At 46.3% G+C, this 25,876-nt stretch carries 19 protein-coding genes; 11 read left to right on the top strand and 8 right to left on the bottom strand.

Annotated elements, in window-relative coordinates:
* Positions 1–229: 229 nt before the first annotated feature.
* Both HHL16_RS17245 and HHL16_RS17240 read left to right on the top strand, forming a co-directional pair.
* Positions 230–1,312: a histidine kinase gene (locus HHL16_RS17245; RefSeq protein WP_169426418.1), complete on the top strand. Its 1,083-nt coding sequence runs from the start codon at positions 230–232 to the stop codon at positions 1,310–1,312.
* Positions 1,309–2,043 carry a LytTR family DNA-binding domain-containing protein gene (locus tag HHL16_RS17240; protein ID WP_169426417.1) on the top strand — a complete coding sequence of 245 codons (735 nt, stop codon included), beginning with the start codon at positions 1,309–1,311 and terminating at the stop codon, positions 2,041–2,043. Before HHL16_RS17245 ends, HHL16_RS17240 begins: the two co-directional genes overlap by 4 nt.
* A 162-nt stretch (positions 2,044–2,205) precedes the next feature.
* Here HHL16_RS17240 and HHL16_RS17235 read toward each other — a convergent pair whose 3' ends face one another.
* The 8 genes from HHL16_RS17235 to HHL16_RS17200 form a co-directional block, all read right to left on the bottom strand.
* Positions 2,206–3,657: an efflux transporter outer membrane subunit gene (locus tag HHL16_RS17235; RefSeq protein ID WP_169426416.1), complete on the bottom strand. Its 1,452-nt coding sequence runs from the start codon at positions 3,655–3,657 to the stop codon at positions 2,206–2,208.
* Positions 3,658–3,672: 15 nt separating this feature from the next.
* The gene (locus tag HHL16_RS17230) at positions 3,673–6,795 is read right to left on the bottom strand and encodes an efflux RND transporter permease subunit (RefSeq protein WP_169426415.1); all 3,123 of its coding nucleotides are present in this window, start codon (positions 6,793–6,795) and stop codon (positions 3,673–3,675) included.
* A 33-nt stretch (positions 6,796–6,828) separates the two neighbouring features.
* Complete coding sequence (locus tag HHL16_RS17225; protein ID WP_169426414.1) at positions 6,829–7,947, bottom strand: efflux RND transporter periplasmic adaptor subunit; 1,119 nt, start codon at positions 7,945–7,947, stop codon at positions 6,829–6,831.
* Between the two features lie 149 nt (positions 7,948–8,096).
* On the bottom strand, positions 8,097–8,507 hold the full coding sequence (locus HHL16_RS17220) for a hypothetical protein (protein WP_169426413.1): 411 nt from the start codon (positions 8,505–8,507) through the stop codon (positions 8,097–8,099).
* A gap of 122 nt (positions 8,508–8,629) precedes the next feature.
* Positions 8,630–9,109: an inner membrane protein YiaA gene (yiaA, locus tag HHL16_RS17215; RefSeq protein WP_169426412.1), complete on the bottom strand. Its 480-nt coding sequence runs from the start codon at positions 9,107–9,109 to the stop codon at positions 8,630–8,632.
* Between the two features lie 82 nt (positions 9,110–9,191).
* On the bottom strand, positions 9,192–9,755 hold the full coding sequence (locus HHL16_RS17210) for a Crp/Fnr family transcriptional regulator (RefSeq protein WP_169426411.1): 564 nt from the start codon (positions 9,753–9,755) through the stop codon (positions 9,192–9,194).
* A 42-nt stretch (positions 9,756–9,797) separates the two neighbouring features.
* Complete coding sequence (locus HHL16_RS17205) at positions 9,798–12,512, bottom strand: outer membrane beta-barrel protein (RefSeq protein WP_169426410.1); 2,715 nt, start codon at positions 12,510–12,512, stop codon at positions 9,798–9,800.
* A gap of 111 nt (positions 12,513–12,623) precedes the next feature.
* Positions 12,624–13,181, bottom strand: a complete 558-nt coding sequence (locus HHL16_RS17200; protein ID WP_169426409.1) for a GNAT family N-acetyltransferase — start codon at positions 13,179–13,181, stop codon at positions 12,624–12,626.
* 155 nt (positions 13,182–13,336) lie between these two features.
* On the opposite strand from HHL16_RS17200, the gene HHL16_RS17195 reads away from it, so the two are divergent.
* The 9 genes from HHL16_RS17195 to HHL16_RS17155 all read left to right on the top strand — a co-directional run bounded on the left by HHL16_RS17195 (position 13,337) and on the right by HHL16_RS17155 (position 25,857).
* Entirely contained in the window at positions 13,337–13,909 is a 573-nt protein-coding gene (locus HHL16_RS17195) for a sigma-70 family RNA polymerase sigma factor (RefSeq protein ID WP_169426408.1), read from the top strand.
* Between the two features lie 84 nt (positions 13,910–13,993).
* Positions 13,994–14,971 carry a FecR family protein gene (locus tag HHL16_RS17190; protein WP_169426407.1) on the top strand — a complete coding sequence of 326 codons (978 nt, stop codon included), beginning with the start codon at positions 13,994–13,996 and terminating at the stop codon, positions 14,969–14,971.
* A 114-nt stretch (positions 14,972–15,085) separates the two neighbouring features.
* On the top strand, positions 15,086–18,433 hold the full coding sequence (locus HHL16_RS17185; protein ID WP_169426406.1) for a TonB-dependent receptor: 3,348 nt from the start codon (positions 15,086–15,088) through the stop codon (positions 18,431–18,433).
* 23 nt (positions 18,434–18,456) lie between these two features.
* Positions 18,457–20,244: a hypothetical protein gene (locus HHL16_RS17180; RefSeq protein WP_169426405.1), complete on the top strand. Its 1,788-nt coding sequence runs from the start codon at positions 18,457–18,459 to the stop codon at positions 20,242–20,244.
* Between the two features lie 8 nt (positions 20,245–20,252).
* Entirely contained in the window at positions 20,253–21,491 is a 1,239-nt protein-coding gene (locus tag HHL16_RS17175) for a hypothetical protein (RefSeq protein ID WP_169426404.1), read from the top strand.
* A gap of 12 nt (positions 21,492–21,503) precedes the next feature.
* Positions 21,504–22,529, top strand: coding sequence for a fasciclin domain-containing protein (locus HHL16_RS17170; RefSeq protein ID WP_169426403.1), 1,026 nt, complete (start codon positions 21,504–21,506; stop codon positions 22,527–22,529).
* Between the two features lie 10 nt (positions 22,530–22,539).
* A complete protein-coding gene (locus HHL16_RS17165; protein ID WP_169426402.1) occupies positions 22,540–23,838 on the top strand; it encodes a fasciclin domain-containing protein in 1,299 nt (432 codons plus the stop codon).
* 10 nt (positions 23,839–23,848) lie between these two features.
* Positions 23,849–24,889, top strand: a complete 1,041-nt coding sequence (locus HHL16_RS17160) for a fasciclin domain-containing protein (protein ID WP_169426401.1) — start codon at positions 23,849–23,851, stop codon at positions 24,887–24,889.
* A 23-nt stretch (positions 24,890–24,912) separates the two neighbouring features.
* Positions 24,913–25,857: a fasciclin domain-containing protein gene (locus HHL16_RS17155; RefSeq protein ID WP_169426400.1), complete on the top strand. Its 945-nt coding sequence runs from the start codon at positions 24,913–24,915 to the stop codon at positions 25,855–25,857.
* Positions 25,858–25,876 lie beyond the last annotated feature (19 nt).

Here is a 25,876-nt window from a genome sequence, read left to right as displayed (position 1 = left end):
AAATAACCCATTGTCGCAATGGGGGTGCTGGCAGATTACTCAGTTCTTTTGGCATGGAAGCCCTTAACAGGGGCGCTGTTACGTATAAATTAAACAGGCGCTTGTATAAACTTTTATCTCAATGGGAGGCCGCATGGTAGTTTTACCTTCTATCCAATAGTAGGAAAACAGCTTCTTAATTGAAGTTATTTTCGGATAGTATTAAGCTGAATCAATTCAATTGTGCGATATGGATATTGCTGAAAAAGGCGTTGCCGAAATTCCCCTGATCAGATCCGGTACATTATGGTACCAGTTCCTGATCAGCTCGCGCTTCCGCTGGCTGAGGCATGGATTGCTGTACCTGCTTTTTCTGTTTATCATGATGCAGCCGGATAAAGAAGATACCAGTTCCGCAGCTGACAGTCTTCTGCTGAAACTGGCCTTCACCGCGTATTGCATTGGTCTGATCTATCTCAACGCCTATGTGCTGGTACCGAAATATCTCGCTAAAGGAAAACTGGCGGGCTATCTCATTATGGCACTGCTCACAGGCACTTTCACATTTTTGGTGGTATGCATAGCCAAATCGAAATTGCCGTCTGAGAACGCATCTCCTTCGGGGCAGGATCTGCTTTCGGGTTACCTCACTTTCCTCATTCTTTACAGCATCGTTATTGCTGCTTCGGCAAGCATCAAACTTTTTCAGAAATGGGTGAAGAGCGTTGAACATTATCTCGCTATTCAGCAGCTGAATTTCAGGCATGAGCTGGGATTGCTCAAGAGCCAGATCAATCCGCATTTTCTTTTCAATACACTCAATAATGTGCATGTGTTAATTCAGGATGATCCGAAACGCGCATCTGGCATGGTTTTGAATCTGTCTGCACTGCTGCGTTATCAGATCTATGATTGTGGAGAAGAAAACGTATCACTCGCTGAGGATATCGGCTTCCTGCACGATTTTCTTACACTCGAACAATCGAGAAGAGACGATTTCAGTTTCGAGATCAAACGCACCGGCAATCTCACTAACATTCAGATACCGCCGATGATGTTTATCCCGTTTGTTGAAAATGCAGTGAAACACAATCATGATCCCGATGCAAGCTCCTATGTAAATCTTTCGATAGACCTGAAGCATAACCGCCTTCAGTTCAGATGCGAAAACTCCAAACCAGCCGGGCTGCCAATGGAGAAAGGGAGCGTACGGGGAGGAATTGGTCTCGCCAATATCAGACGGCGACTGAATCTGCTCTTTCCATCAAAGTATGAATTGAACATCAACAATACGGAACACAGTTATCACGTAGACCTTCAATTGATATTATGAATTGTATAGTAATCGACGACGAACCTATTGCCCGCCAGGGAATGACCAACCTGATCAGCCGCGCACCGCAGCTGCATCTGAAAGGCATTTTCAGAAATGCCGGAGAAGCTGCATTATTCCTTGCTGCCAATCAGGTAGATCTGCTCTTTCTGGATATTCAGATGCCGGGAGTAAATGGCCTGCACTTCGCCCGCAGCCTGCCTTTGGGAACAATGGTGATCTTCACCACTGCACATACAACACATGCATTGGAGAGTTACGAAGTAAATGCCGTGGATTATCTCACCAAGCCCATCAATGAACATCGTTTCTTTCAGGCAGTTGAAAAGGCAGCAAGATTGTATCAGTTATCTTCCGGCAAACAGGAGAACGAGAATGAAGCTGCGCAGGAACAGAAAGGAATGATCATCCGTGCCGACAGAAAATTCCATAACGTTCTCTATCAGGATATCCTCTTTGTTGAAGGTTTGAAAGATTACGTGATCATTCATTTGCAGCAGGGGAAAAAACTCATCACAGCCATGAACGTGAAAACTATCCATAGCAAATTGCCTGATTCCCTTTTCAGAAGGATCAGCAAGTCTTTCATCATCAATAAACGTCATGTAACATCGATGGATAATCGAAATGTATACATCAACGAACATGCGTTGCCGGTGGGAGAGATCTACAGAGACGAATTCAAAAAGGACTGTCTCAATGATCCTCTCTTTTCTGCTATAAAAAGCTGAATGCCTTTCCTGATCTGCCTTTCAGCAGAATGTATAATACGCACTGCCTGGTATAAATTGAAAAAACTGCAGCTGTATGATTGTTGATTTCATTTCAGCAGCCAAGAAAAAGCAAAGCCGCCCGATATTTCAGGCGGCTTCTTTGTGTAAAGGCTGGTCTCTTTATTTCTGTTGATCTCCTCCGAGTGAGCGATACAGCTGAATCACGGCTGTGAGCATGTTACTCTGTTCGCGTGTCAGTTGCAGCTCGGCTTCGAGTGTATTCTTCTGGGCTGTTATCACTTCCAGGTAATTGGCGTATCCGGTGAGATAGAGTTCCCGCGCAGTGCTGGCAGCAGCATGCAGTTCATCTACTTCCTGTTGCTTCAGATCGAATGCCTGCTGATAGTTGTGTGTGGCCTTGATATTCACGCTCACTTCGTTGTAGGCATTCAGCAGTTTTTGCTGATAATTGTACACTGCTTCCTGATTGGCGGCATTGGCAGCAGCATACTGCAACTTCAAATGACGCCTGTTGAAAACCGGAGCAGTGATGCCACCCGCTATTCCGTATGCAATGCTTCCGGTTTTGAAAAGAAGGGATGGCGTGAATGCATTCAACCCGATATAAGGGTTCAATGTAAGGCTGGGCAGAAAAGATGCTCTGGCTGCTTCCACATTTTCGTTGGCGCTTTTCATCATCGACTCCGCTTCGCGGATATCGGGCCTGCGCGATAAAAGCGTGGCAGGTAAAAATTGATTTAACACGGGAGTGGATGCAGGCATTGCTGTATCGCGCGGTATCTCCTGAAAGTATTGTGCAGCCAGTGTATTCAGCGATGCTTCTGTTTGCAGTCTTTCCTGCAACACGGCAAATTCCATCGCTTTTGTGTTCAGCAATTGCGCCCTGAATTGTTGCACTGCAAGCTCTGTTGCCCTGCCACCAAGTTTCTGCACTTTCACTATTTCAACTGCTTCTTCCTGCAATGCGATATTCCTTTTGATGATCTGCAACTCCGCATCGAGCCGAAGCAGATTGTAATAATCCTTTGCAATGGTTGCAATGAGATTGGTCACTATCATCTGCTGTGCTTCTTTGTACGCCTGCAATTCAGCAGCAGCGGACTTTTTGAGATGTCCTAATTTTCCCCATAGGTCGATCTCCCAGCTGCTTTGCAGTCCGGCTAACATATCGGTGGTTGGATAACGCGGTATCTTCTGATCTTCTTTGATATTGGGGGAGAGGTTGGTGTCGAAATTCCCGACACCGTTGAGTGTGTAATCTCCGTACTTGTCGGCCATTGCACGCACGCCGATATCTACAGACGGGAGCAGTGCCTGCCTGCTGTTCGTCAGCCTCGCCTGTGCTGTGATGATGCGTTGTAAAGAGATCCTCAGATCTGTATTATTCTTCAATGCCGAATCGATCAATGCATTGAGGTAAGGATCAGGAAAGAGTTCCCGGAAGATCAGCTGGCTGCCATTTTGCGAAGCAGTGCTGTCTGCAAATGTTGCAGGCAATGGCTTCACTGCCGGCAAGGGATCGGGTTTTGCAATGCGGCAACCCGTTCCTGTGATGATGGCTGCGCAGATAATTGCACAGACCGGAAATAATAGAATGCTTCTATGGTTCATTGCGATTGATAGATTTTATGCAGTTGCCTGCTGTTTCTTTTCTATTCTTTTGCTGAAAAGCACAAAGAGTCCGGGTACCAGAAATATGCCGGCCATCGTTCCGAGGAACATGCCTCCGGCAGAAGCTACGCCGATACTGCGGTTGCCCATAGCGCCCGCGCCTGTTGCGATACAGAGCGGTATCAGTCCCGCGATGAATGCGAAGGAGGTCATCAGAATCGGACGAAGTCTGCTCACGGCTCCTTCTTTTGCAGCAGCGAGAATGCCATAACCTGCATCGCGTTTCTGAATGGCATACTCCACTACGAGGATTGCATTCTTACCGAGCAATCCGATGAGCATGATCAGTGCCACCTGCACATAGATATTGTTCTCCAATCCTGTCACCAGCAAAAAGAAGTAGGCGCCTGCGATGCCAGCGGGTAATGAAAGGATCACCGCCAGCGGCAACAGAAAACTTTCATATTGCGCTGCCAGCACGAGATATACGAACAACAGACAGATCAGGAAAATGTAAATGGCTTCATTACCGCTCTGTATCTGCTCACGCGTCATGCCACTCCATTCGAACTGGTATCCTTTCGGAAGTGCAGAGTCTGCTACCTGTTTGATGGCTTCGATGGCTTGTCCGCTCGAATAGCCCGCAGCGGAATTTCCATTGATCATTGCCGCCGTGTACATATTGAATCGGGTGATCTGTTCCGGACCGAAGATCTTCTCCATTCTCACGAAATTCGAATAAGGGACCATCTCTCCTTTGTTGTTCTTCACATACAAATTCAATACATCTTCGGGATTGGCCCTGTATTGCGGCAATGCCTGCAACATCACTTTGTACATCTGATCGAAGCGGATGAAGTTGGTGGCATAGTAACTTCCAACGAGGGTCTGCAATGTGTTCATCGCATTTTCGATGGAGATGCCCTGCTTGGCTGCCATTTCCTGATCCACATGCAGCAGATACTGCGGAAAGTTGGGGTCGAAACTGGAGCTGGCTCCGTCAATAGCCTGATGTGCGTTGAGTGTTCCGAGGAACTTCTCCGATACACCCGCCATCTGCATCATGTCTGCATTACGGTTCTTGTTCAGCAGACGCAGTTCAAAACCACCTGCATTGCCAAAGCCAGGTACAGTGGGCGGTTCAAAGAATTCAACCACAGCATCGGAGATATGTTTTGTTTTTTCTTTGAAGGTTTTGATCAGCTCAGCAATGCTTTCTTTTCTGTTTTTCCATTCAGTGAGATTGATCATTGCCATGCCATAGGATGCTCCGGAAATATCGCTCATGAGACTGTATCCCGCGAGTGTGCTGATGTTCTCTACATTCTTCACAGGCTGTAAACTGCGCTGCACTTCGTTCAAAACATCTTCGGTTCGTTCAACGGTTGAACCCGGAGGAGTAGTTACATTCACATACACCATGCACTGATCTTCCTGTGGAATAAATCCTGTGGGAAGTATGGCGCTGCTTCCCCAGATAGCCACAAAGAATACAGCGAGCATCGCTACTGTGATCACTCTTCTTCCTGCAATTTTCTGCACCACTTTTCCGAATCGGTATTCTGCCTTGTCGTAGTTTTTGTTGAACAGCGCATAGAATCTTTGCAGCAGACTTTTCTTTGCGCCTTTTGTGGGATGTTTCAGCAACAACGCACACAAGGCGGGTGTAAGCGTTAATGCATTGATGCCCGATATCACAATGGCAAATGCAAGCGTAAGTGAGAACTGACGATAGAACACACCCACCGGACCGCTCAGAAATGCAACGGGTACAAACACCGCAGACATTACGAGTGTGATGGCCACTACTGCTCCGCCGATATCTTTCATGGCGGCAATGGTGGCTTCCATGGCGGGAAGATGCTCCTGGTGCATTTTCACATGCACGGCTTCCACCACCACAATGGCATTATCTACCACAATACCGATGGCAAGTACCAATGCAAACAGCGTAAGTATATTGATGGAAAAACCCAGCATCTGCATAAAGGCCAGTGTGCCGATCAGGGCCACCGGCACTGCCAGTGCAGGGATGAGCGTTGAACGGAAATCCTGCAAAAAAATGAACACCACAATGAATACCAGTATGAATGCTTCGAGCAGTGTATGCAACACTTTTTCCATGCTCGCATCGAGAAAGCGGCTTACATCATATGCATAGTTGTACACCATGCCGGGAGGAAAACTGGATTCTTCCAGCTCTGCCATCTTTTCTTTGATCTTCGCAATCACCTCACTGGCATTGGATCCTGGCCGTTGCTTGATCATGATACTGGCCGATGGTTTGCCATCCGTTTTGGATGCCATATCGTAACTCACCGTCCCAAACTCTATGTCGGCAAGATCTTTCAGACGAAGCACGGAACCATTATCATCCGCTCTCAACACTACATTGCCGAACTGTTCGGGTGTATTGAATTTTCCCGTGTACTTGAGTACGTATTGTTTGGCCAGTTTGTCTTTACCGGAATTCTCTCCCGTCACGCCAGGTGCTGCTTCAATGTTTTGTTGACGGAGACCCGTAATGATTTCATCGGTCGAAATATTGTAGGCGAGGAGTTTGTCGGGTTTCAGCCAAACGCGCATGGAATAATCACGCGTACCCATGATGTCTACCAATCCAACACCATCGATGCGTTTGAGTTCCTGCAGAATATTGATGTCGGTGAAATTGTAAATGAACTCTTCATCATGCGTGCTGTCGTGGCTCATAAGATTGAGATAAAGCAGCATGCTGTTCACTTCTTTCTCTGCTGTAACACCTGCCTTGATCACTTCCTCAGGCAATTCGTCGAGTACAGTGGTAACACGGTTCTGTACGTTCACTGCTGCCTGGTCGGGATCGGTGCCTACTTTGAAATTCACCTGTATGAGGGTAACACCGTTGTTGCTACTGACGGAACTCATGTACGTCATGCCAGGAACCCCGTTGATAGCGCGTTCCAGCGGAATGGCCACTGCCTTGGTACACACTTCGGCATTCGCACCATTGTAGCTGGCGGTTACCACAACAGATGGAGGAACAATATCTGGAAACTGTGTTACAGGCAGCGTATACAATGCCAGCACACCCAATAAAGTGATCACCAGTGAGATCACGAGCGATAACACCGGTCTTCGGATAAACTTTTCTAACATGCCAATGATTTATGCAATGAGTTTGATAGGGGGTTAAGGAGCGGCGAGCAGACTGTCTATGCCGATGTAACGTGGTTTGATTCTGCTTCCCTCTTTGATGTTTTGAACGCCTTCGTAAATGATCTGATCATCGGCGGATAATCCGGATTGCACCAGCACAAAATCATCGAGACGGGTATCGGGTTTGAACTCCTGCATCTTCACGGTGTTGTCGTTCTTCACTACAAACACATAGTTCTTGTCCTGTATTTCAAATACGGAGCGTTGCGGAATCAGTATGGCTTTGGGAGCAGTTGACTGAAGGATTATTTTGCCACTGGCACCATGTTTCAGCAATTGCGATGGATTGGAAAAACTGGCGCGGAACGCAATGCTGCCTGTTTGTTTTTCGATCTCTGCATCGATGGTCTGGATGGTTCCCTGTTGTGCATAGAGTGTACCATCGGCCAGTATCAGCTGCACTTTCTCCCCATCTTTATGCGCTTTTTTCCCCGACTTCATGTAGTTGAGGTATTCACTCTCGGAGAGGTTGAAGTAGGCATGCATTTCGTGAATATCAGAAACTGTGGTGAGCAGAATACCTTCTGTGATGAGGCTACCTTTCTTGTGCGGAATGCGATCGATGATGCCGGTGAATGGGGCACGGATGGAAGTGTAAGAAAGCCGGATAGCTGCATTCTCCTTTCTCGCAGCAGCTTCGTCAACACGTGCTGAAGCAGCAGCCAGCCTGGATTTGGCGAGATCGAGTTCTGAGGCGGAAAGCACTTTTTTGTTTACGAGGATCTTTACCCGATCCAATTCCACCTCCGCAGTTTTCAGATCGGCCTGTGCACTGGAAAGAGCAGCTTTCGCTTCGGTGAGCTGCACTTTGAATTCGGCATCATTCAGTCGGAACATGGTCTGTCCTTTCTGCACAACCTGCCCCTCGTCTACAGAAATCTCTTCGAGAAAGCCTGCTACCTTGGCCCGCAGCTCTACATTCCTGCATGCATTGATGCTGGTAACATACGATTTATGCAGAATAGTATCGAGGGTTTGCAGTTTCAGAACGGGCAGTTCAACTTCCTGCTTAACAGTTTCCTGGTTGCCTTTGGCAGCGCAACCTGCTGCGTACACTGAGATAAACAGTGCAGCCAGATGTACAAATTTCATAAGTAAATTATTAAATCAACTTTTCAATCCGGTTGATGAGCCGGATCGCATGATGCAGTAAAACGAAGTGCAGTAAAGCATTTCATCACTGAATCAATAAATGCAGTAAATAAAAATGATGATCGGAATTGAGCGGAAGAATGGTTTGCTCAGAATGGCGTTAGCCTGAATAAGAAAATATAGTAGAACGGCTGTTGCTCCTGTGTGTAGAGCGTTCCGCCGAATACAACGCTTTCGTGCAGTTTCAAACACCACACTTCATTTGCCGGAGGAATTACCGAATGAAGAAAGTGGCTGGGAGCACAGAATTTTGCATGGAATTTAGAAGAACCGCTTCGCTGGAAATGATCCTGCAGATCAGATTCTGCCAGCTGATTGAAGATGTCCGGCGCTACAATGCTGTTGATCAGCGTGAGCTCATCAGTTTGAGGTTCGCCCAATTGAAGCTCCGTTCCTGCTTCAGCTCTGAGGATGAAACCGGAAACAAAGAAAGCCAGTAATAATATGATGCGTTTACTGTTCAATGGCGAAACTGTACTGATGCAGATAATGAGCAGCAAAATTCATCACTTTAGTTCAATAATGATTAAATAGTGATTAGAAAGTGATTAAAATAAATCACCCCGCATGTGCGGGGTGACCGATTGTTGCAATAGTGAATCCAGGGTACGATCCGAATCTATTACAGTTGTTTATGAGCGCCGTCCTGATTTTGTGATTGTTGATTGCTCTGTTGCTGATTGGTAGGTGGCTGATTGTTCGCCTGCTGACTATTCTTCATATCTCTCGTATTCTTCTGTACGGCAATGGCCGCAAACATGCTCAGCGTAAAACACATGGCATAAAAGCCCTTTTCACTTTTGGTGAGTTCGGCATTCCAGAGGCCGATTACCAGCAGCAAAATCGATAATAAAGTGGTGAACCAGGCGATACCATAATAGAGATTGGTTACGGGTATGCCTTCCATTTGGTCGCGGACTGCTTTTTGTACCGAGATGGCCGAGAAGAGCCCGAACATCAGTACAGTGAAGTAGTAGCCTTTTTCGTTCAATTCCATGGCGGCATTCCAGAGCCCGATATTGAAGGCCGTAATGCCCGCCAGAAGGGCAATCCATGAGGCAGCGATAAAGGCGTTCGACGGTTGGTTGGTTTTAGGTTCCATATACGTTGTATTTATGGAGCCAAAACTATACTGTGCCGGCCAGCAGATTTTTGACTGTTGTCAAAAATGGAAACAGAAAATGTTAAAGCCTGCTTCTTACGCGGCTGAGGGTTTCCTGAGAAATGCCCAGATAGGAGGCAATATAACCCAGCGGAACCCGCTCTACGATTTGTGAATTCTCCTGCAATAGCTGCTCATATCGTTCGGTTGCCGTTCTGAACTGCGAGTTCACGAAACGGCCTTCGAGCCGGATATAATATTTTTCATATGCGATGCGGAGCAGGCGCTCCACTTCCTGATGTTCGTCCAGCAGTTTGGTGAGGGTTTCTTTTGAAATGCTCCAGAGCACCGATCCTTCCATCAACTGAATATTCTCCACTGCTGGTGTTTGTGTGATAAAACTATGGAATGATGTAACGAAGTCGTTTTCAAATCCAAACCAATGCGTGATCTCCTTGCCGTCGAGATTGTAGAATCCTCTGAGACAGCCCTGCTCCAGAAAATAAAGATGGCGGCAGGTTCTCCCTTCTTCGATGAGATATTCATTTTTGGGCAACACTACCTGAGTGAAAGCAGCAAGCAGATGCTCCTGCGTTTCTTCGCTGATGTGATGAATGTCTTTCAGTCTTTTCAGTAGTTGCTGCATGATGATTCAAATATACAAATCAATCAGTAAGGCCCTCATTCATTATTTACCTGCATTGGCAGCCGGTGCACGGAAATGATAAATGAAGGTGAGCAGGGCGTAACGACCCAAACTGTTGTTTCTCGTCTGCGTAAACTTGTTCAGCTCGATGCTTTGCTCCTGAAATGTATTCTGTTGCAGCAGATCGAATAAGCTGAGGCGGATCTGGGCTTTCTCCTGTTTCAGCAGATGCACCGATGCACCTGCATTCCAGAGTATCGTCGATTTTCTGAATCCTGCAGGCAGGCCCGGCGTGAAGATGATGTTCATGCTGTTTTCCAGACTTACCTTTTTGAAGACCCGAAGGGTCTGATTCAATTTGATCTCATGCCTGAGATAAGAGTAGTTGGAATAATCTTTGGAATTGTACTTGTTTTCGTTGTACCCAAGTGCATACTCATTAGTAGTAGAAAATTGGTTCTTCATACTGGCATTGAGTGTGGCTGCTGCTGTCCATGAATTGGCTTTCATCATCACTTCCTTTGAATTGTTGTACAGTGCAGCATGGGTATTGTCGAATCTTCCCGTTATCCCCGCTGTTATTGTTCTGTTGTTGCGTTGGAATGTTTTGGAAATATTGATGTTGGAATTGAATGTTTCATACTTATCGGTATTCAGATATTCTGTGTATGTAACGCCCTTACTGTTCACGCTGGTGTTTTGGGTTACTCTGTCTTTGTACTTCGAGTAAGACGCGCGTGCATGCAACGAAATATTCTGTTTGGTGAACATTTTGGTATACTCGGCAGAGTATTCATGTCTCATGGCGGGTTTCAGATCGCTGTTGCCCTTCACAACATTCAACCTGCTGGTGCTGTCTTCATAAGGTATCACCGATTCATTATCGGCCGACCAGATTCGGGAGAGATAGCGCAGCTTCAGATCCCCGTAGTTGAAATCAATCATTGGAAGGAATCTGTGGTAAGTGCGTCCAAAATGTTTTGTAGCTGATTGCGTGAGACTGCCTTCCTGCCTGAAGTTGGAATATGCAAGAGAAGTAAACAACCCTATTTTTTTATAGTCGAACCTGTAACGCAAAGAAGGGGAGATATCCTGTTGTGTTATTCGTGCCTGAAAAGACAATCCATCATTTCTCAAACTTTTGGAAGCAGACTGATCCCAGGCGAATACATCTCTTGTTTTTCTGAAATCAACAAGCGTATAGTCTACAAAAAACATGAAACTATGTTTTGTCCCAGGTTTGTAAGTGATCCCCGATTCATGATAAACCTGATTGTCTTTCGCCAGGTATTTTGTTTGCTGCGAAATACTGTCTGTTACACTCTTGATGTTATTGTTGTAATACTGAATTAACCTGTTCTCATTATTTTGAGAAGACGTTTCTGCCAGCGAAGCAAAAGTGAGTGATTCGAATTCGAGTTTCCCGTTCGCGCTTTTTTTGTTGAAACTGCCAACGATGCTAAATTGATTGGAGTTCATCACCAATTTGTTGGCATTGGCAAACTCATTCTGCAATCCTTCTTTGTTATTAGATATAGATCCGTTGTCGTAACCTGATGTTTTATTTTGCGTTCTATTCCATGTAGAATGGACATACAGATTGGTGTTCGAATCTATTGTTCTGGTGTAAGTGCCTGAGGTTGACTGATTAAATACATGACTGGTGGATGTTCCTTCTGTCTGGTTGCTCAGTATGGTATCGCCAATTAATAACCTGCTTAACGAACCTGACTCTGCCTTTCTGCTTGCACCCATACCGGTATACGAAAGGTTGTACACATCCTTTTTATGTTTGGCCCCGATATTGATTCCGCCACCCCAGTTATTGCTGATGCCTGAGTTTTCCGGTGAATAACCTGTGGCCTGCTGGCGTTTGTTGTTGATGCTTTCGATCATGCTTCCGTCTTCCATACCAGATGCATCGCTGGTGCTGAAGCCTGTGCGGTTGAGATTGTTGGCCAGCCCGATTACGCCAAATTGTTTACTGGAACTGATAGAGTTGAGCATGCCGCCCCCTTCGTATCTCGAACTGGTGCCGGCACCTCCGAAGAATTTTCCGAATGGTTTGCCCATTGCGGCTTTCTTCAGTTTGAGATTGATTTGTTTCTTCTGTTGAGGGGTTTTGCTATCACCCGGTCTTTTCGTTTTATCATCCGTCACCTGAACCTTGTCGATAAGCCCTGCCGGAATATTTTTTAGCGTGATGCCGTCGTTGCCCGAAAAGAAATCCGCTCCTTCCACTGTGATCTTTGTAACCGGTTTACCATTGATGGTGAACTTTCCGTTTGCATCCCTTTCCAGCCCGGGTAAACGTTGCAGCAGATCACCGATAGCTTCATTGGGCAATCCTGCAAATGCTGCCGTATTGAATTCGATGGTATCTTTTTTTATTCGAACGGGAGGAGCAAATGAAACAATCACGGTATCGAGTTCACTGCTTGCCGGAGAAAGCTGAATATTCAATTCGGTTACCGGTTGTTCCAGTTTCAGTTTTTTAGAGAATGTCTGATAACCGGCACTGCTCACTACAAGCTGCAGATCTTTGTTGCCGGGCAGGGTTTTCAAATCATATAAACCTGCTTTGTCGGAGATCACAAAACCAATGAGCGCCGAGTCGTCTGGATTGTAAGCGCCCACTGTAACGTAGGCCAGGGGAGCATTAGCGGCATCGGTGATCTTTCCGGTCAGTCGGTTCGTTTGGCTGAAAGCAATTTGAGACGCCGCAGTGAAGGCGATAAGGAGTAATAATTTGTGCATACAGTCGTTTGGTCGGAATGCTTTGGGCTGTAAAGTTTCCCGGTTTGCAATGATAGAGTAATTGGGCTGGAATGAAACGGCTTCGTTTGGGTTTAACAGTTTGTAAATAGCCTAAATATCCCTGAGTGATGTTTCGTCGGTAATTTTTTGCCACTGGTTGCTGGTGATCGCATACACGTAATATGAAGTGGTAGGTTTTCCCGGATTGACCTTTTCCCGTTCTCCAATCTTTACAGCGCCTGTCCGGCCAATAGCAATCTGTGAACGGATATTAGTTGCACCTACATGAAAATGCACTTCGTCCACAAATTGAAAAATATAATCAAGCATTATTTTCTTTACCGATTGATTGACGCCCTTGCCCCAATATTTTACAGCGAAGAAAGTATAGCCGATCACAATGCTGTTTGAATTGGCATCATATTCATAGAACCTGCTGCTGCCGATGCACTCCTCAGTTGCTTTGTCGATTATTTTGTAGGCGCCTTTGCTTTCAATGGCTGTCTGAAAAAATCCATTCCGGAAAACTGATTCTTTGTATTGCTCCTTGTTGGGATGGCCTGCCCATACCACGGGATCGGATGCTACCTGAAATAAGGTATCGAAGTCGTCCATGGTTACCGGTAGAAGCAACCATTGCTGATTTTGAAGGATGGTTTGAAGGTTCATGCTCGTAATCGTTTGTAAATCTGTACAGGGGCGGCTTTCAAATCTACAAAATGCTGAAATCTGTTCATAGCACCGAGTCTTAATAATTTCATAAACCAGCCGCAGGGAATGCTGCGGGTTTCCACCGCTACTTTTGCAACCGTGAACACATCTTTATGACCCCCGACAATGATCTGGAACTATTTCTGCTGGTAAAGCAAAATGATCTGACATCATTCAACCTGCTTTTCAACAAATACTGGGAGAAGCTCTACGTGTTTGTTCATAAGAAACTGCAATCGGAAGATGATGCAAAAGACATTACGCAGAACCTCTTCATTTCACTCTGGTTGAAACGCCACCAGATCCAGATTAATACCTCTCTCGAAAGTTATCTCTTCAGCATCGCCAGATATGAGCTGCTGTCTTTTATCTCCCGATCTATCAAGACTAAGCAGAAGCAGGATATGCTTTATCATATCATTCTTCCCGGATTTGAAGAATCCATCGATCCCAAACTGGCAGCGCAACTCGATCTGCTGATGGAGCACGAAGTAGAAAAGCTTCCTCAACGAATGAAGCAGATCTTCAAAATGACGCTCGAACAAAATCTCACCATCCGCGAGATATCGGCTCAGCTGCAACTCTCTGAACAAAGTGTGCGCAATCAGCTGAATGCCGCCATAGCAAAGGTTAAGCTGGGATTAGGTGAAGCTGTTCTCATGGCCATATTTATCGGTAACCTGTAGTACAACCCGTGCTTAACAATTTGGTAATCCAAACCGACGGGTTAAAAAGTTTCGTTTCATACGCATATAGGTAGTAACATCTGTATGAAACTATCTGAACTGGAAACGCTGATCGACAAATATTTGTCAGGTCATGCAAACGATACTGAAAAAGCACTCATCGAAAACTGGCTGCAGCACAATCCCGAAGAGCCCGGAATCAACGATCCACAGAAGCGGCAGCAATTGCTGCAGGCGATCTGGGGCAATATCCTTACCGGCATCGAATCGCAGCCTGCCACAGAGCACGCTTCCGGCATAGTACGGAATGTGAGCTGGCTTCAAAAAAAATACCTGATGCGTTTTGCGGCCTCGTTGCTTTTTGCAGCGATGGCAGGCCTTCTTTTCTTCTATCTCAAAAAGGAAAAGCCGCAGCACATCATATATGCATCCGTTGTGGCCAATGACAGCAGCTCCATGCAATACCTGTTGCCGGATGGCTCGAAGGCCTATATCTTCCCCGGTTCGTCCATTCAGGTTCCGGAAAATTACAATGTGCAGAACAGGCATGTGCAGGTAAACGGACGTGCATTCTTTGAAGTGGAACATAATACATCAAAACCATTTTTTGTAGATGCAGGAGACCTTCAAACGCAGGTACTCGGAACTTCTTTCGAGGTGAATTCGTTGCAGCAACAACATCCTTCAGTATTGGTGAAAACCGGTAGGGTAGCGGTCTCATGGCAGGATAAACAGTTGACGCAGCTTTCCGTGAACAAGCGAATAACACTCGATCTGTCCGGCGCTGTTCCACATGCTGCCATCGACAGCGTGAATGCAACAGCGCTCTGCACCTGGTGGAGCGGCGCTTTCAATTTTGAACAGACTCCTTTGCAGGAAGTATTGCAGAACCTCAGCCAGTGGTATAAAATTCCTATCCGGCTGAAAGGAAGCAAGTGGCAGAAAGAGAAACTTACCATTCAGATCGAGACCGATCTTTCTATCGAAGAAGCTATGCTGCTGCTACACGAAACCCTGGGCACAAAACATTCCATCACCAGCGAAGGAATCATCATTTTCTGATCAGAAACTCCCATCATGCGATACAGTTATTTTATCAGGTGTTTTGTTTTAATCATTATTTCAGCACTTGCATCATTGCAGTTGACTGCACAGGAAAAGACACAAAAGATCAGTTTGCCTAAGACCGAGACAACCGTTTCGGAGATCGTAAAGGCCATTACAACACAGACCAGCATTAAGTTCTCATACGGCAGTGAAGTAATGGAGAAGATGAGCGGAAAAGTAAAACTCGCTGCAACTTCCGTTACTGTTGAAGAAGCGCTGGAAGCAATCCGCGTTCAGGCAGGCATTCAGTACAATGTGTTCTCACCAGTAAAGATCATTCTGAAAACCGAAAACAAAACCGAACCATCAAAAAGAGCATCGGACAATCCCTCGGTGAAAATCATTCAGGGGGTTGTTACAGATGCAGATAAAGGATTTCCACTGGCCGGTTCCACTGTTACTTCGCCTGACGGTGGCAAAGCCACCACTACCAATGAAAAAGGCCAATTCACTTTCCGGGCAAATGCAAAGAACATCGTGCTGGTGGTAAGCCATGTTGGTTACGATCAGCAGGAAGTGATATGGAAGGAAGAGAATTTTCTCAGCATCAAACTCAGTTCTTCCAAAAACAGATTGAGTGAAGTAACGGTGTCTGCTGTAAGAAAGAACAATACTGAAGCAGCCGTACTTGCTGAAAGAAGAAAGATGGCGGTGATCTCCGATGGTATCTCTGCACAGCAGATCGAGAGAACAGCCAGCATCACTACCACACAGGCTTTGCAACGTGTTACGGGTGTTTCTATCACCGACGATAAATACGTGGCCATCCGTGGTCTCGGCGACAGAAGTGTAATCGCCGAACTGAACGGCGCAAGGCTTTCATCCGCAGATCCCGACCGCAGCACGGTTCCGCTCGATCTTATTCCTGCAGGCCTGCTCGACAATATCACCGTGTACAAAACATTGTCGCCGGACAGAGCAGCAGATGCAGCAGCAGGCATAGTGGAACTGAAAACAAAATCCATTCCTGCAAGGCAAACACTCGATGTGGTTGCACAGGTTGGCTTCAATTCAGCCATTGGTCTCAATGGACAATACAACGGATTCTACAACGATAACATCGGTTTCTGGGGCCAGCAGGTGAAGAAACATTCACTGTCGAATGATTTTTTGCAACTCAGCAATCAATATCCCGGTGGACTGATACAGATGCAGGAACTCTTCATTCAAAGCCGCAACAATCCTGCACTTGCGAAGGAATCGTTCCGCATCAACAACATCATGCAGGGCTTCGATCCGGTGTTATCCACTTCGTACAAAAATGCAGGTCCCAATCAGGTGTATGGAATAACCTACGGCAACTCCTACAACGTATTCAAAGACCATAAGCTCGGATTGATTCTCAGCGCTAACTACTACCAACGCTTCGAAGATATTTACGACGGAGAGAGAAATCAGTATAGCCTGTACCAGGGCGTAGTAACTGGTTCGCCAAAGATCTTCAATCAACTGCAGATCCCGGCATTTATCACACCTGCTTACCCGCGCCTTGGTCACTATATCTCCTACAAAGAAAATTCCGGCAAACGGATATTGAATTATGGCGCACTGGCAGGACTGGCCTATCAATTCAATGCAAGGCATGTGATTCAGGTGCAATACGTGGGAAGCCGCGGTGCAGAAGCCATTGCGAGCAATCTTACCGGTGAATGGAAAAACACAGGACTGAATTTTCCCGTGTACAATGTGATCAATCAACTCAAATTAAGTCACCGGACATTCGATACATACAACTTGCAGGGTGAGCATAAGTTTCTCAATAAAGAATGGTCGCCACGCATCACCTACAACCTGAGTTCATCGAAAACCATTCAGGATGATCCTGATTTCAGATCGAGCAACTACGCGCATCTGCGAACACTTCAGCAGCAGGATCCCAATGGTGCAGGCATCGGAACAGATACCTATGCATTCGTAACCGGCCTTACACATGGACTGGGCAACGATTATCTTACCGCCATCATTGCAGATCCCAACGGACGGCAATTCAGAAAACTGAAAGAAGATAATTACAACGCCAGATTGGACCTTACTCAGCCATTTACATTCCGTGGATTGCAGCAGGTACTCAAGTTTGGTGGCGCTTTTCTGAAAAGGGAACGTAATTACATCGAGAACGTACTCGGCTTGCCCGGCAGCAGTCTTGGCGGTGGTGGCGATCTGCTCAATGCAGTGAAAGGAGATATCAATCAGCTGGTATCCACACGTTATGTTGGATTGAAAGGCCCGGGTTCTTATGATGATGAAGGACAGCCAAGAGTAGGCGGCTTTCTCTATCAGATCAAGAAATCACCGAACAACTACACCGGAACTTACGAAACCAGAGCGTTCTACGGAATGGCCGATCTGCGGCTCACTTCAAAGCTTCGCGTTACAGGTGGAGTAAGGTTCGAATCCACCATCATCAAGGCAAGCGTGGATACTGCCAATGTGTTCATGCCGCCGAAACTCAATTTGAATTACAACCTGCCCGGCGTAAATGTGAGCAACAAAACAGACAGGCCATTTTCCAATTACACCGTAGACTACAAACCTTATTATTCAGCAAATATCACCTATGCAGTTCGCAGCAACATGAACCTGCGCCTGGCTTACAGCACATCGCTGGCGCGGCCTGAGTTGCGCGAGCTGACGAACATCTATTCTTTCGATCCTTTTCAGTTTGCAGTAGTGGGAGGCAACCCCGATCTGAAGAATCAACTTACACAGAGCTTCGACTTCCGGTGGGAATGGTTCACTGCTCCGGCTGAAGTGATTGCTGTATCTGCGTTTGGAAAAACAATCGACGATCAGTTGCAGAAAGTATTCAATTACAAATCGCAGGGCAGTCTTTCTACATCACCTGAATTTCCGCTGATCAATTTTCAGAACGATCCCAACAAAGGTACCGTGTATGGAATGGAGTTCGAACTGCGCAGAAGTGCAGCGTTCATTTCTCCATCGCTCAAACATCTTTTCTTCACCAGTAATGTGATGCTGGCCATGAGCCGCATCGAGAAGAACCCCGAAAGGCTGGCAGCATCGCGCACCAACGATCGCCGCTCACCCGCTACCAGCCCGGTTTTTGAGCAGGCACCTTATTCAATCAACGTCGGTCTCGACTACAACAATCCTGTATCCAAAACCAATATCACCTGCAATTTCAATATCGTAGGAGCAAGGCTGGTGCAGGTGCAGCTGGATGGTACGCCCGATATTTTCGACAGACCGGTTCCTTTGCTCGATCTGGTATTTACGCAGCAACTGGGCAGGAACTGGATATTGAAAGGATTTGCCAAGAACCTGCTCGATCCCACCTACAAACAGGTGTACACCAATGCAGGCAACAATGGCAAGTATCATGGCAATACCTATGTGTACAGACAATATAAACGCGGATCAGAATTCTCACTCGGCATTGCCTGGAAAATTCTCTAACAACAATTCTTAAAAACAGCGTCATGGTTCTATACCGGCAACATCGCTTATTCGGCTTCTTCCTGTTACTGTTCATCTGCGCAGGATGGGGATGCGGCAAAAACAAATTCACCGACGGACTCTACGAAGAGAATCCACTGGTGCTTACCAATTCAAATATCCGGTTGTTCAATATCAGTCAGTACGACCTTAATCTTGTGGTGAACAACAATCTGCTGGCGATGCAGAAGCGAAGTGAGTTTGAAGATCCGCAGACATCTGCCATTGGCAAACTGTTGTTCCCTTCGGGAATGTGGAAGAACAAAACAGGATTCTCCATTCCTACTACTTTGCTCGATAAATCAGGAGGGGCGCAGGTTTCATTTCCTCCCATCACGGCAGCCATTGCACTCAAAGACACGCTGCTGATCAATGACCCGGTGAATCCCAGAGATTATTATATTCTGCCAACAGGTAAGATGGTCACCTTCCCCAGGAACAATACACCACCTGCGGATCCAAAGAATTTCAAGATCAGGATCGTGAACCTCGGAAACCCTGTGAATGATTTCAATGTAGGCGGACCTGTAACCCTCACCTATGCCGATGGCAGTATGGTGGATGTAAAACTCAGTGGCATCGACAATAACCAATCATCAGAATATGCAGAAGTGCCGTATGGCGCTTATATGTTCAAACTGTTTGCCGGTGGTACAATGCCCGATTACAAACGTCAGCTCACCACCAATGGCATATTGCCTGCATTCAATTATTGCGTGCCTGGTATAATGCCACAGGAAGGGTATCTGCCACCGGTAACTACTTTCAAGCCTGGAGGAGTGTACACTATCATGGTAGTGCCAACACTGGTGAGATACGATGTGAGCTGTAATGGTGGCACCAGCTTCATTCTGCAAAAACTCACGAATGCCTATCAGCTCATCACCGACCTCGATCCCGGAGTTAATATGAGCTATGCAAGAATAAATGCCATCAACACCATTCCCGGAAAAAAAGTAGTAGTGAAAGATAATGGCAGACAACTCGGTGATGGAGCGCTCACCTATATCGGAGACCAGTTTCAATCCAAGGCCATCCCTGCTGTATACAACACTGTTGTGCAGGGCAACCATACCATTCGGGCACTGGATGAATCAGGTGCAGCACTGGCTGAACTGAACATCGATATCTACCCTTTCGACAATCTCACTTTCTGGGTTTACACCGATGCCGGTGGTAAAACTCAGATCACTTTCACGTCGAACGATATGACGAACACGCTGTACAAATTCGGATTCAATTCCACTGACAGACCCGATGACGGAACAGACGGAGAGATCAGAAGAATCAGGTATGCAACTGCCTGGCAGAGCAGGTTCATGAATTTCTGCAATCAGTACAAGGCTGTAACCTTCTCCAACGACGGGCAATTGTTTTTGCCGGAGTACCGCGCACCGGATTCTATCAGATACAGAACTGCCTATTGTAATCTGGCGCCAGCACAGGTTCCGCAACGAAATGCCAGTGTAATTTATGCCCTTACCAATATCACAGGATACAATGAGGGAGGAGCGCCAATTGATATTATCGGAGAACAAACATGGTTCCCCAAAAAGATCTGGGTGAACAATACTGAAGAAGGTTTTCTGCCTGGTTCCATCATCACCACAGTTTCACCTGTTTCCACTGCCAATACTTTCACGGCCAATGATGCCATGTACAGCAACCCCAACAGCAAAACGGTGGCGGAAACAGGTATTTACACCATCGCATTGGTAGGAGGGCAATCGGGTGCTGCTCCGAAGATCGTTGCCATTAAACACAATAAATGATCACAAACATGAAACTCAGAAAAACATGCTTCATTTATCTGCCGGTATTGTTTGTGTTGTTTACCGGTTGTTACAAATACAAAGAAGTAGACCTCATTGAGAACCCATCTTACATGCGGGTATTCAATTCGGTTTCTATAGAGCCAGATATTTTTCAGGGAACCAATATCAGTTCGTTCTTCACTTTTCTGATGGATCCTCAAACCGAGGAAAAGAATATTCCTGTGAGATCTGCTACCATGGCCGATTTCCTCGGTACACGTGAACTGTACACTACTTCCTATCCCCTGAATTCCGGAAACAGTTCTGAAGGGCATTATGTGGTTGATGCAACAGGTAGAAAAGTATTCATCAGCACGCCGATGAATTATGAATATCCGGGCAATGCGCATGTACTCACAGCGCCCGCCATCAATGGCTTTGATATGTCCGCATGGGCACAGGTGAAATCTGGTGAGCACAGAATTGTATTTGTAGCAAGGCCTAAGAACAATATTCCGTTCCCCGAACTTTCCAGAGAGATCAGAAGTACAATACTGGTTGATACTGTAGTGAATTTTACGGAAGGGGAAGTGTACACCCTTCAGATTGTTTGCCGGGATGTAGATAAGAATCAGTTTGGATTGTATATGCGCAGGGAGACCTTTGTTCATCAGGCATTCGAGGAAAACAAGAACTATATCGGCTTTGTGAACCTTTCAGGAGCAAGACCGAAAAGAGCACAGGACGGATACATGCGTGTATTTCCAGAAAAGATCTCCATCAACTACAGTTTCTATACACATCAGAAAGCGCCGGTGAAAGGTTATTATCCTATAGAGGGATACAACAATAACTTTTACAAAACGCTGGAGAAAAGAATGGATACCAGCATCAGCTACCTCACTGTTCCGCTGCTACCCAGAGAAGCTTTCTTCGATAATGATACGCTACGGAACTACTACAGAGTGGATATCGCTTCTACAATAAAACCGCCACCCACCATGCCCTTCGTTCAGTTCATTTTCGGAAATGCAGATAACCCCGGTTCAGGTGCAAAGGATTATGGTTTCGACTGTCAGGCCAATGGCGCCCTTTTCAATACATACCGGTATGGATTATTCGAAACTGTGATGCCTTCCGTGAACAAGATTGTAAGTACAGGAAACAAATACAGGATCTATTCTACAGTAAACATCATGGAGATTGTTTACAACAGAGTGTACATGATGCAGATCCTGCGCGGATTCAATGAAGTTCCCCAATAAAAATATCAACAGATGAAACTACTCGTAAAATATATAACAGTCTGTCTGTTGCTGATGACGGCAGCATGCATCAAAAAACAGGCGATACCGCCTCCCGCAGACAATGGCGTAGCCTCGCTGCGCGACCTGCTGGCGAATAACTTTTCCTACAGCATGTTCTACAGTGCTATGAAAAGAACCTCCACGGATTCTCTGCTGGATAATGCCGGAGAGGGATATACCATCTTTCTTCCCGATGATGGTGCATTCGGCAGATCGGGCATTTCACGCGATAGCCTTGGCAAAATGAAAGTGGAGGATCTCAAAAAACTGGTGCTCTATCACATCGTTGCCGGCAGGGTACCCACTAACAGTATTCCGCAGATCATGAATCATCCAATGCCTACTGTGGAAAAGGATTTCGTGTATGCTTCATCCACTTCGCAAATTGCCACACTCTACATCAATGGCATTGCCGTGAACAAGCAGGATGTGATGGCTAAGAATGGATTGATCCATGTGCTCAATCAGGCGCTCAGTATTCCTGCTGCTTCCGTGCAGGATATCATTGCAGCTACTCCGGAATACAGCGTGTTTGCTGCCGGACTCAAAAAGTTCGGACTCTGGGATCAGCTGAAGACCGGTAACCCAATGGTGGTGCTGGCTCCGACCAATGAAGCCTATGCAGCTTACAACTGGGATGTGGAAGCCATTAACAATATGGATGTGCGCGAGTACAGAAAAATGGCCTTTGGCACAAATATTCTGAGTCCGGCTTTCTTCTTCATCAACGACCTGAGAATTGCACCACCACAGGGACCATTCATGCAGGAGGATGTAATGCTGATCTCTTCGGGCTCTGGCGGCGGATTTCAGCGGCAGCTGAAAGTGGTACCCTTCGACTGGCAATCTCCGGAAAATTCACTGCGCAGCGTCTGGTATGGCGACTGGGTGTTCTATCCCGACGATCAACAGGGACAACTGGCAGTAAACGGAGTAGTGATAAGATCGCAAACACTCAATGTGATTCCTGACAGTGCGAAGGTGAAAACAAATTAACAACATCTCTATGCTGAAAATAAAAATCATCGATAAACATCAGCTGACCGGCATCTGTCTGCTGCTGCTGGTGGCAACAGGTTGTATAAAGAAATCGGACTCTCCCATAGAGAAATCAGATCCACTGCAGTTTGCAGAAGGTAACCTCAAAAAAGAACTGGACAAAATAGATACGCTCAGCCTGTTCAGAAAGGCACTCGATCGCATTGGTTTTACGCCAAGACTGGAGAGCAGCAATGCCTTCACCATCTTTGCTGTGGGAGATAAGGCTATGCGCGCAGAGGGACTGGATGAAGCAGCCATCCAAAGCATCAGGCTCGATTCGCTGAACAAGATCATTTCTTATCATATTCTTCCGGGTGCACTGGATAACGGTGCACTGGAAAGTCTTCCCATCACAAAGTTCATTCAGACACTTCGTAAGGATACCATCAGTATTCCATTTCAGGGATCAAAGATCCAGCATACCTATATGTCTGTTCAGAGAGGAGATAAGCAATATGTAAACGGATTGGCATTTGAGCTGCATCCGCAGATCGTTGCATCCAATGGATACATTTATCCGATTGGGAAATTCATACGGGAGCTTTTGATTGATGAAAGCAAAACACTCTGGGACATCATTGTTGCAGACCCTGAGTTAAGCATGTTCAAAGAATCCATTGAACTGCTCGATAGCATCAAGCAAAGCAGTGCCTATGAAGAACGGGAAGTCTTCGGTTTCGATGCCTACCCCGATTCGGATGCACCTGTACTGCAGGCACGGAAATATGATCCGCTGACCGACAAGTTTACTGAGAGTGTGAATACTTCAGTTTTTGCACCAACTAACCAGGCATTCCATGATGCCGGCTTTTACAGTATCGGCGACGTTCGTGCATTTGCCTTCCGCACTTCGTATGGTGTAAAATTCTCCATGAGTGACGACGGTACACAAGCCTACATTTCGTTCCGGTTCTCTTCACTGGATACACTGCTTGCAAGAAACGTGATGTACAACAAAGGCATGGATGGATCGATGAGATATCCCAGCCGTATCATGTATGGTGATATGATCAAAGGGAAACTCAATAACGGCATCCTCAATAGATTCCTCAAACTGATATCAGGCGGCTTTGGCACATACGTTAAAACACCTTCCGAACTGCAGTTCTCACAGGAGAATGGTATTGCATATATCCAGTGGTATCCCGGTTCTCCGAAGATCGTGGTGCCCAAGGACAGTGATCCGCTGAAGCCTGTTAATAATTACAGCGTCGACAACGGTGTGCTGTATAAGATCAACAAACTTTTTTATCCATTCAAATAAGCATTCAGCAATGATGATGCATCATCGCCATACAACCATCACAAGGTTCAGTGTACTTGCAGTGTTGCTGCTGGCAGCAGTTGCTTTCAACGGATGCAGCAAGGAAGATGATCTTCCTGTTCCGGAGAAGATCGACAGAACCCGCATCGGATATCTGATCGAAGACAATTTCAGTCTTTCCACGCTTTATAATATCCTGCATTACACAAAATATGATGCAGAGCTTCGATCAGGAAAAAGCTATACCATGCTTGCACCTACCAACGAAGCTTTCAACCTGGTAGGCATTGTAGCCTCCGGTAATTTTCAATCGGATGATCCCTGGTTCCCAACTGTTATGCGCAGCAGCATACTCACCGGAGCGCATCTGGTGGGAGGAATGCCGTTGGGTGAAAACCAGCCGCTGCCCAGCGCCAGCGGGTTCTCTGCCTACATCTCCAGAATCAAAGTGGGGGAGGATATCGTCACTACTGTAAATGGTGCCAGACTGCAGAATACCGATGTGAAGGCAGGGAACGGTTATATGCAGGTTACTTCGGAAGTGGTGCAGCCGGAACTCACTAAAAATATCTGGCATTTTTTTCTGAATGATACCACCTACACTTTGTTTTCACTGGCGCTGCAACATGCTGGCATCATGCCTGCACTGAAAACAGGCGACTATACAATACTGGCTATTCCCAATGAAATATTAAGAAAGGCAGAGAATATCAAACCCGGCATCAATCTCAGTTCCGCCGATATGGTGCTGGCCTCCGATCCCGTAGAACTTGCGGGTCTGCTGAAATACCATATCCTGGGCACTAAGTGTTTCATGGACCGGCTTTACAGACAGGCAAAGGCTTCAGGTGATGCAACTATTACAACACTGAACGGAGCAAAGATCACTGTGTCGGGAAATGAGAACATTTACAATGATATCTCCCTGAAAGGCACAGGCAACAGCATCGCTGCGAGGATCTACCGGCCGTCCTATGCATCTCCGAACTATGCGAACATACCTGCGGGTAACGGTGTGATTCATGGCATCAACCAGGTGCTGATACCTTAATACTGCATTATAAATTTTTTACGATGTTGAAGCAAACAATAATCATTGCCGCCTGCGCTGTTGCATTGTTTTTCTGCGGATGCTCAAAGGAGGTGGTGAACAAGCAGACCAATACAGCCAATAAAACATGCATGCAGTTCATTCAGCACGATCCTGAGCTTACCTGTTTCAGTGCTGCACTGGAAAGGATAGAACTGTCGAAAGATATTACCTGGCTCGAAAGCGGCCCCTATACCTTCTTTGCTCCTTCCGATGCATCTTTCAAAAAAGCTGGACTGGATCTGCAGACCATCAAAACATACGATAAGGAAGCGCTGAAAAAAATCATATACGGTCATATTCTCAATGGCAGACTCGGAGGCATCGGCGGCGGAGGTTTCTACAATATAAAAGCACGCAGTCTGCTGAAAGATTATCTGCCGGTAGTTTCACGAAACTATTTCGGACTCTTCCTGAATGGCTGCAACAGCACAGCAGCTGCGGATCTGGGAGATGGCGTGGTACAGAAAATCAATGGAGTGGCGCTTCCCGGAACCCAAACCATCTGGGAAACAATACAGACCTATCCTGAGCTCAGCATGTTTGTTGAGTTGATTAAGAAAAGTAAAAATGACCGTCATCCCGGCTACATGGACTTTACCCGTTTGCTTCAGGAAGGCGTGAACACCCCCGACCTCAAGTGGCCGAACTCAACGGCTCTTTGCCCTACCAACGAAGCATTTGCAAGAATAGGGTATCAGACACCGGAAGATTTCGACAGATTGGATCTGGTGCAGGTGATAGGTCTGATTTTTCAGCACGTCAGTTACGACTATTCATTCACGTCGGACTATCTGCAGAGCTATTTGCTGGAACCTGGCTCCAATGTGCTGAAGAAAGGCAGAAGCGTAGTTTTTCCCCGACTGCTGCAAACAAATATCAAAGCATCCAACGGTGCGATACATATCATCGATCAGGTTATCCTCTGATACTTCTAACACAATCGCA

The organism is Pseudoflavitalea sp. G-6-1-2 (genome assembly GCF_012927185.1).
In the GTDB taxonomy this organism is placed as follows: domain Bacteria; phylum Bacteroidota; class Bacteroidia; order Chitinophagales; family Chitinophagaceae; genus Pseudobacter.
Note: the sequence above shows the minus strand (reverse complement) of the source record. Positions and strands in the feature narration are given on the sequence as shown.

What these genes read in the sequence shown, in the direction of transcription:
- HHL16_RS17245 (WP_169426418.1), top strand. Translation starts at nt 230, where the DNA reads ATGGATATTGCTGAAAAAGGCGTTGCCGAAATTCCCCTGATCAGATCC.
- HHL16_RS17240 (WP_169426417.1), top strand. Translation starts at nt 1,309, where the DNA reads ATGAATTGTATAGTAATCGACGACGAACCTATTGCCCGCCAGGGAATG.
- HHL16_RS17235 (WP_169426416.1), bottom strand. Translation starts at nt 3,657, where the DNA reads ATGAACCATAGAAGCATTCTATTATTTCCGGTCTGTGCAATTATCTGC.
- HHL16_RS17230 (WP_169426415.1), bottom strand. Translation starts at nt 6,795, where the DNA reads ATGTTAGAAAAGTTTATCCGAAGACCGGTGTTATCGCTCGTGATCTCA.
- HHL16_RS17225 (WP_169426414.1), bottom strand. Translation starts at nt 7,947, where the DNA reads ATGAAATTTGTACATCTGGCTGCACTGTTTATCTCAGTGTACGCAGCA.
- yiaA (WP_169426412.1), bottom strand. Translation starts at nt 9,109, where the DNA reads ATGGAACCTAAAACCAACCAACCGTCGAACGCCTTTATCGCTGCCTCA.
- HHL16_RS17210 (WP_169426411.1), bottom strand. Translation starts at nt 9,755, where the DNA reads ATGCAGCAACTACTGAAAAGACTGAAAGACATTCATCACATCAGCGAA.
- HHL16_RS17205 (WP_169426410.1), bottom strand. Translation starts at nt 12,512, where the DNA reads ATGCACAAATTATTACTCCTTATCGCCTTCACTGCGGCGTCTCAAATT.
- HHL16_RS17200 (WP_169426409.1), bottom strand. Translation starts at nt 13,181, where the DNA reads ATGAACCTTCAAACCATCCTTCAAAATCAGCAATGGTTGCTTCTACCG.
- HHL16_RS17195 (WP_169426408.1), top strand. Translation starts at nt 13,337, where the DNA reads ATGACCCCCGACAATGATCTGGAACTATTTCTGCTGGTAAAGCAAAAT.
- HHL16_RS17190 (WP_169426407.1), top strand. Translation starts at nt 13,994, where the DNA reads ATGAAACTATCTGAACTGGAAACGCTGATCGACAAATATTTGTCAGGT.
- HHL16_RS17180 (WP_169426405.1), top strand. Translation starts at nt 18,457, where the DNA reads ATGGTTCTATACCGGCAACATCGCTTATTCGGCTTCTTCCTGTTACTG.
- HHL16_RS17175 (WP_169426404.1), top strand. Translation starts at nt 20,253, where the DNA reads ATGAAACTCAGAAAAACATGCTTCATTTATCTGCCGGTATTGTTTGTG.
- HHL16_RS17170 (WP_169426403.1), top strand. Translation starts at nt 21,504, where the DNA reads ATGAAACTACTCGTAAAATATATAACAGTCTGTCTGTTGCTGATGACG.
- HHL16_RS17165 (WP_169426402.1), top strand. Translation starts at nt 22,540, where the DNA reads ATGCTGAAAATAAAAATCATCGATAAACATCAGCTGACCGGCATCTGT.
- HHL16_RS17160 (WP_169426401.1), top strand. Translation starts at nt 23,849, where the DNA reads ATGATGATGCATCATCGCCATACAACCATCACAAGGTTCAGTGTACTT.
- HHL16_RS17155 (WP_169426400.1), top strand. Translation starts at nt 24,913, where the DNA reads ATGTTGAAGCAAACAATAATCATTGCCGCCTGCGCTGTTGCATTGTTT.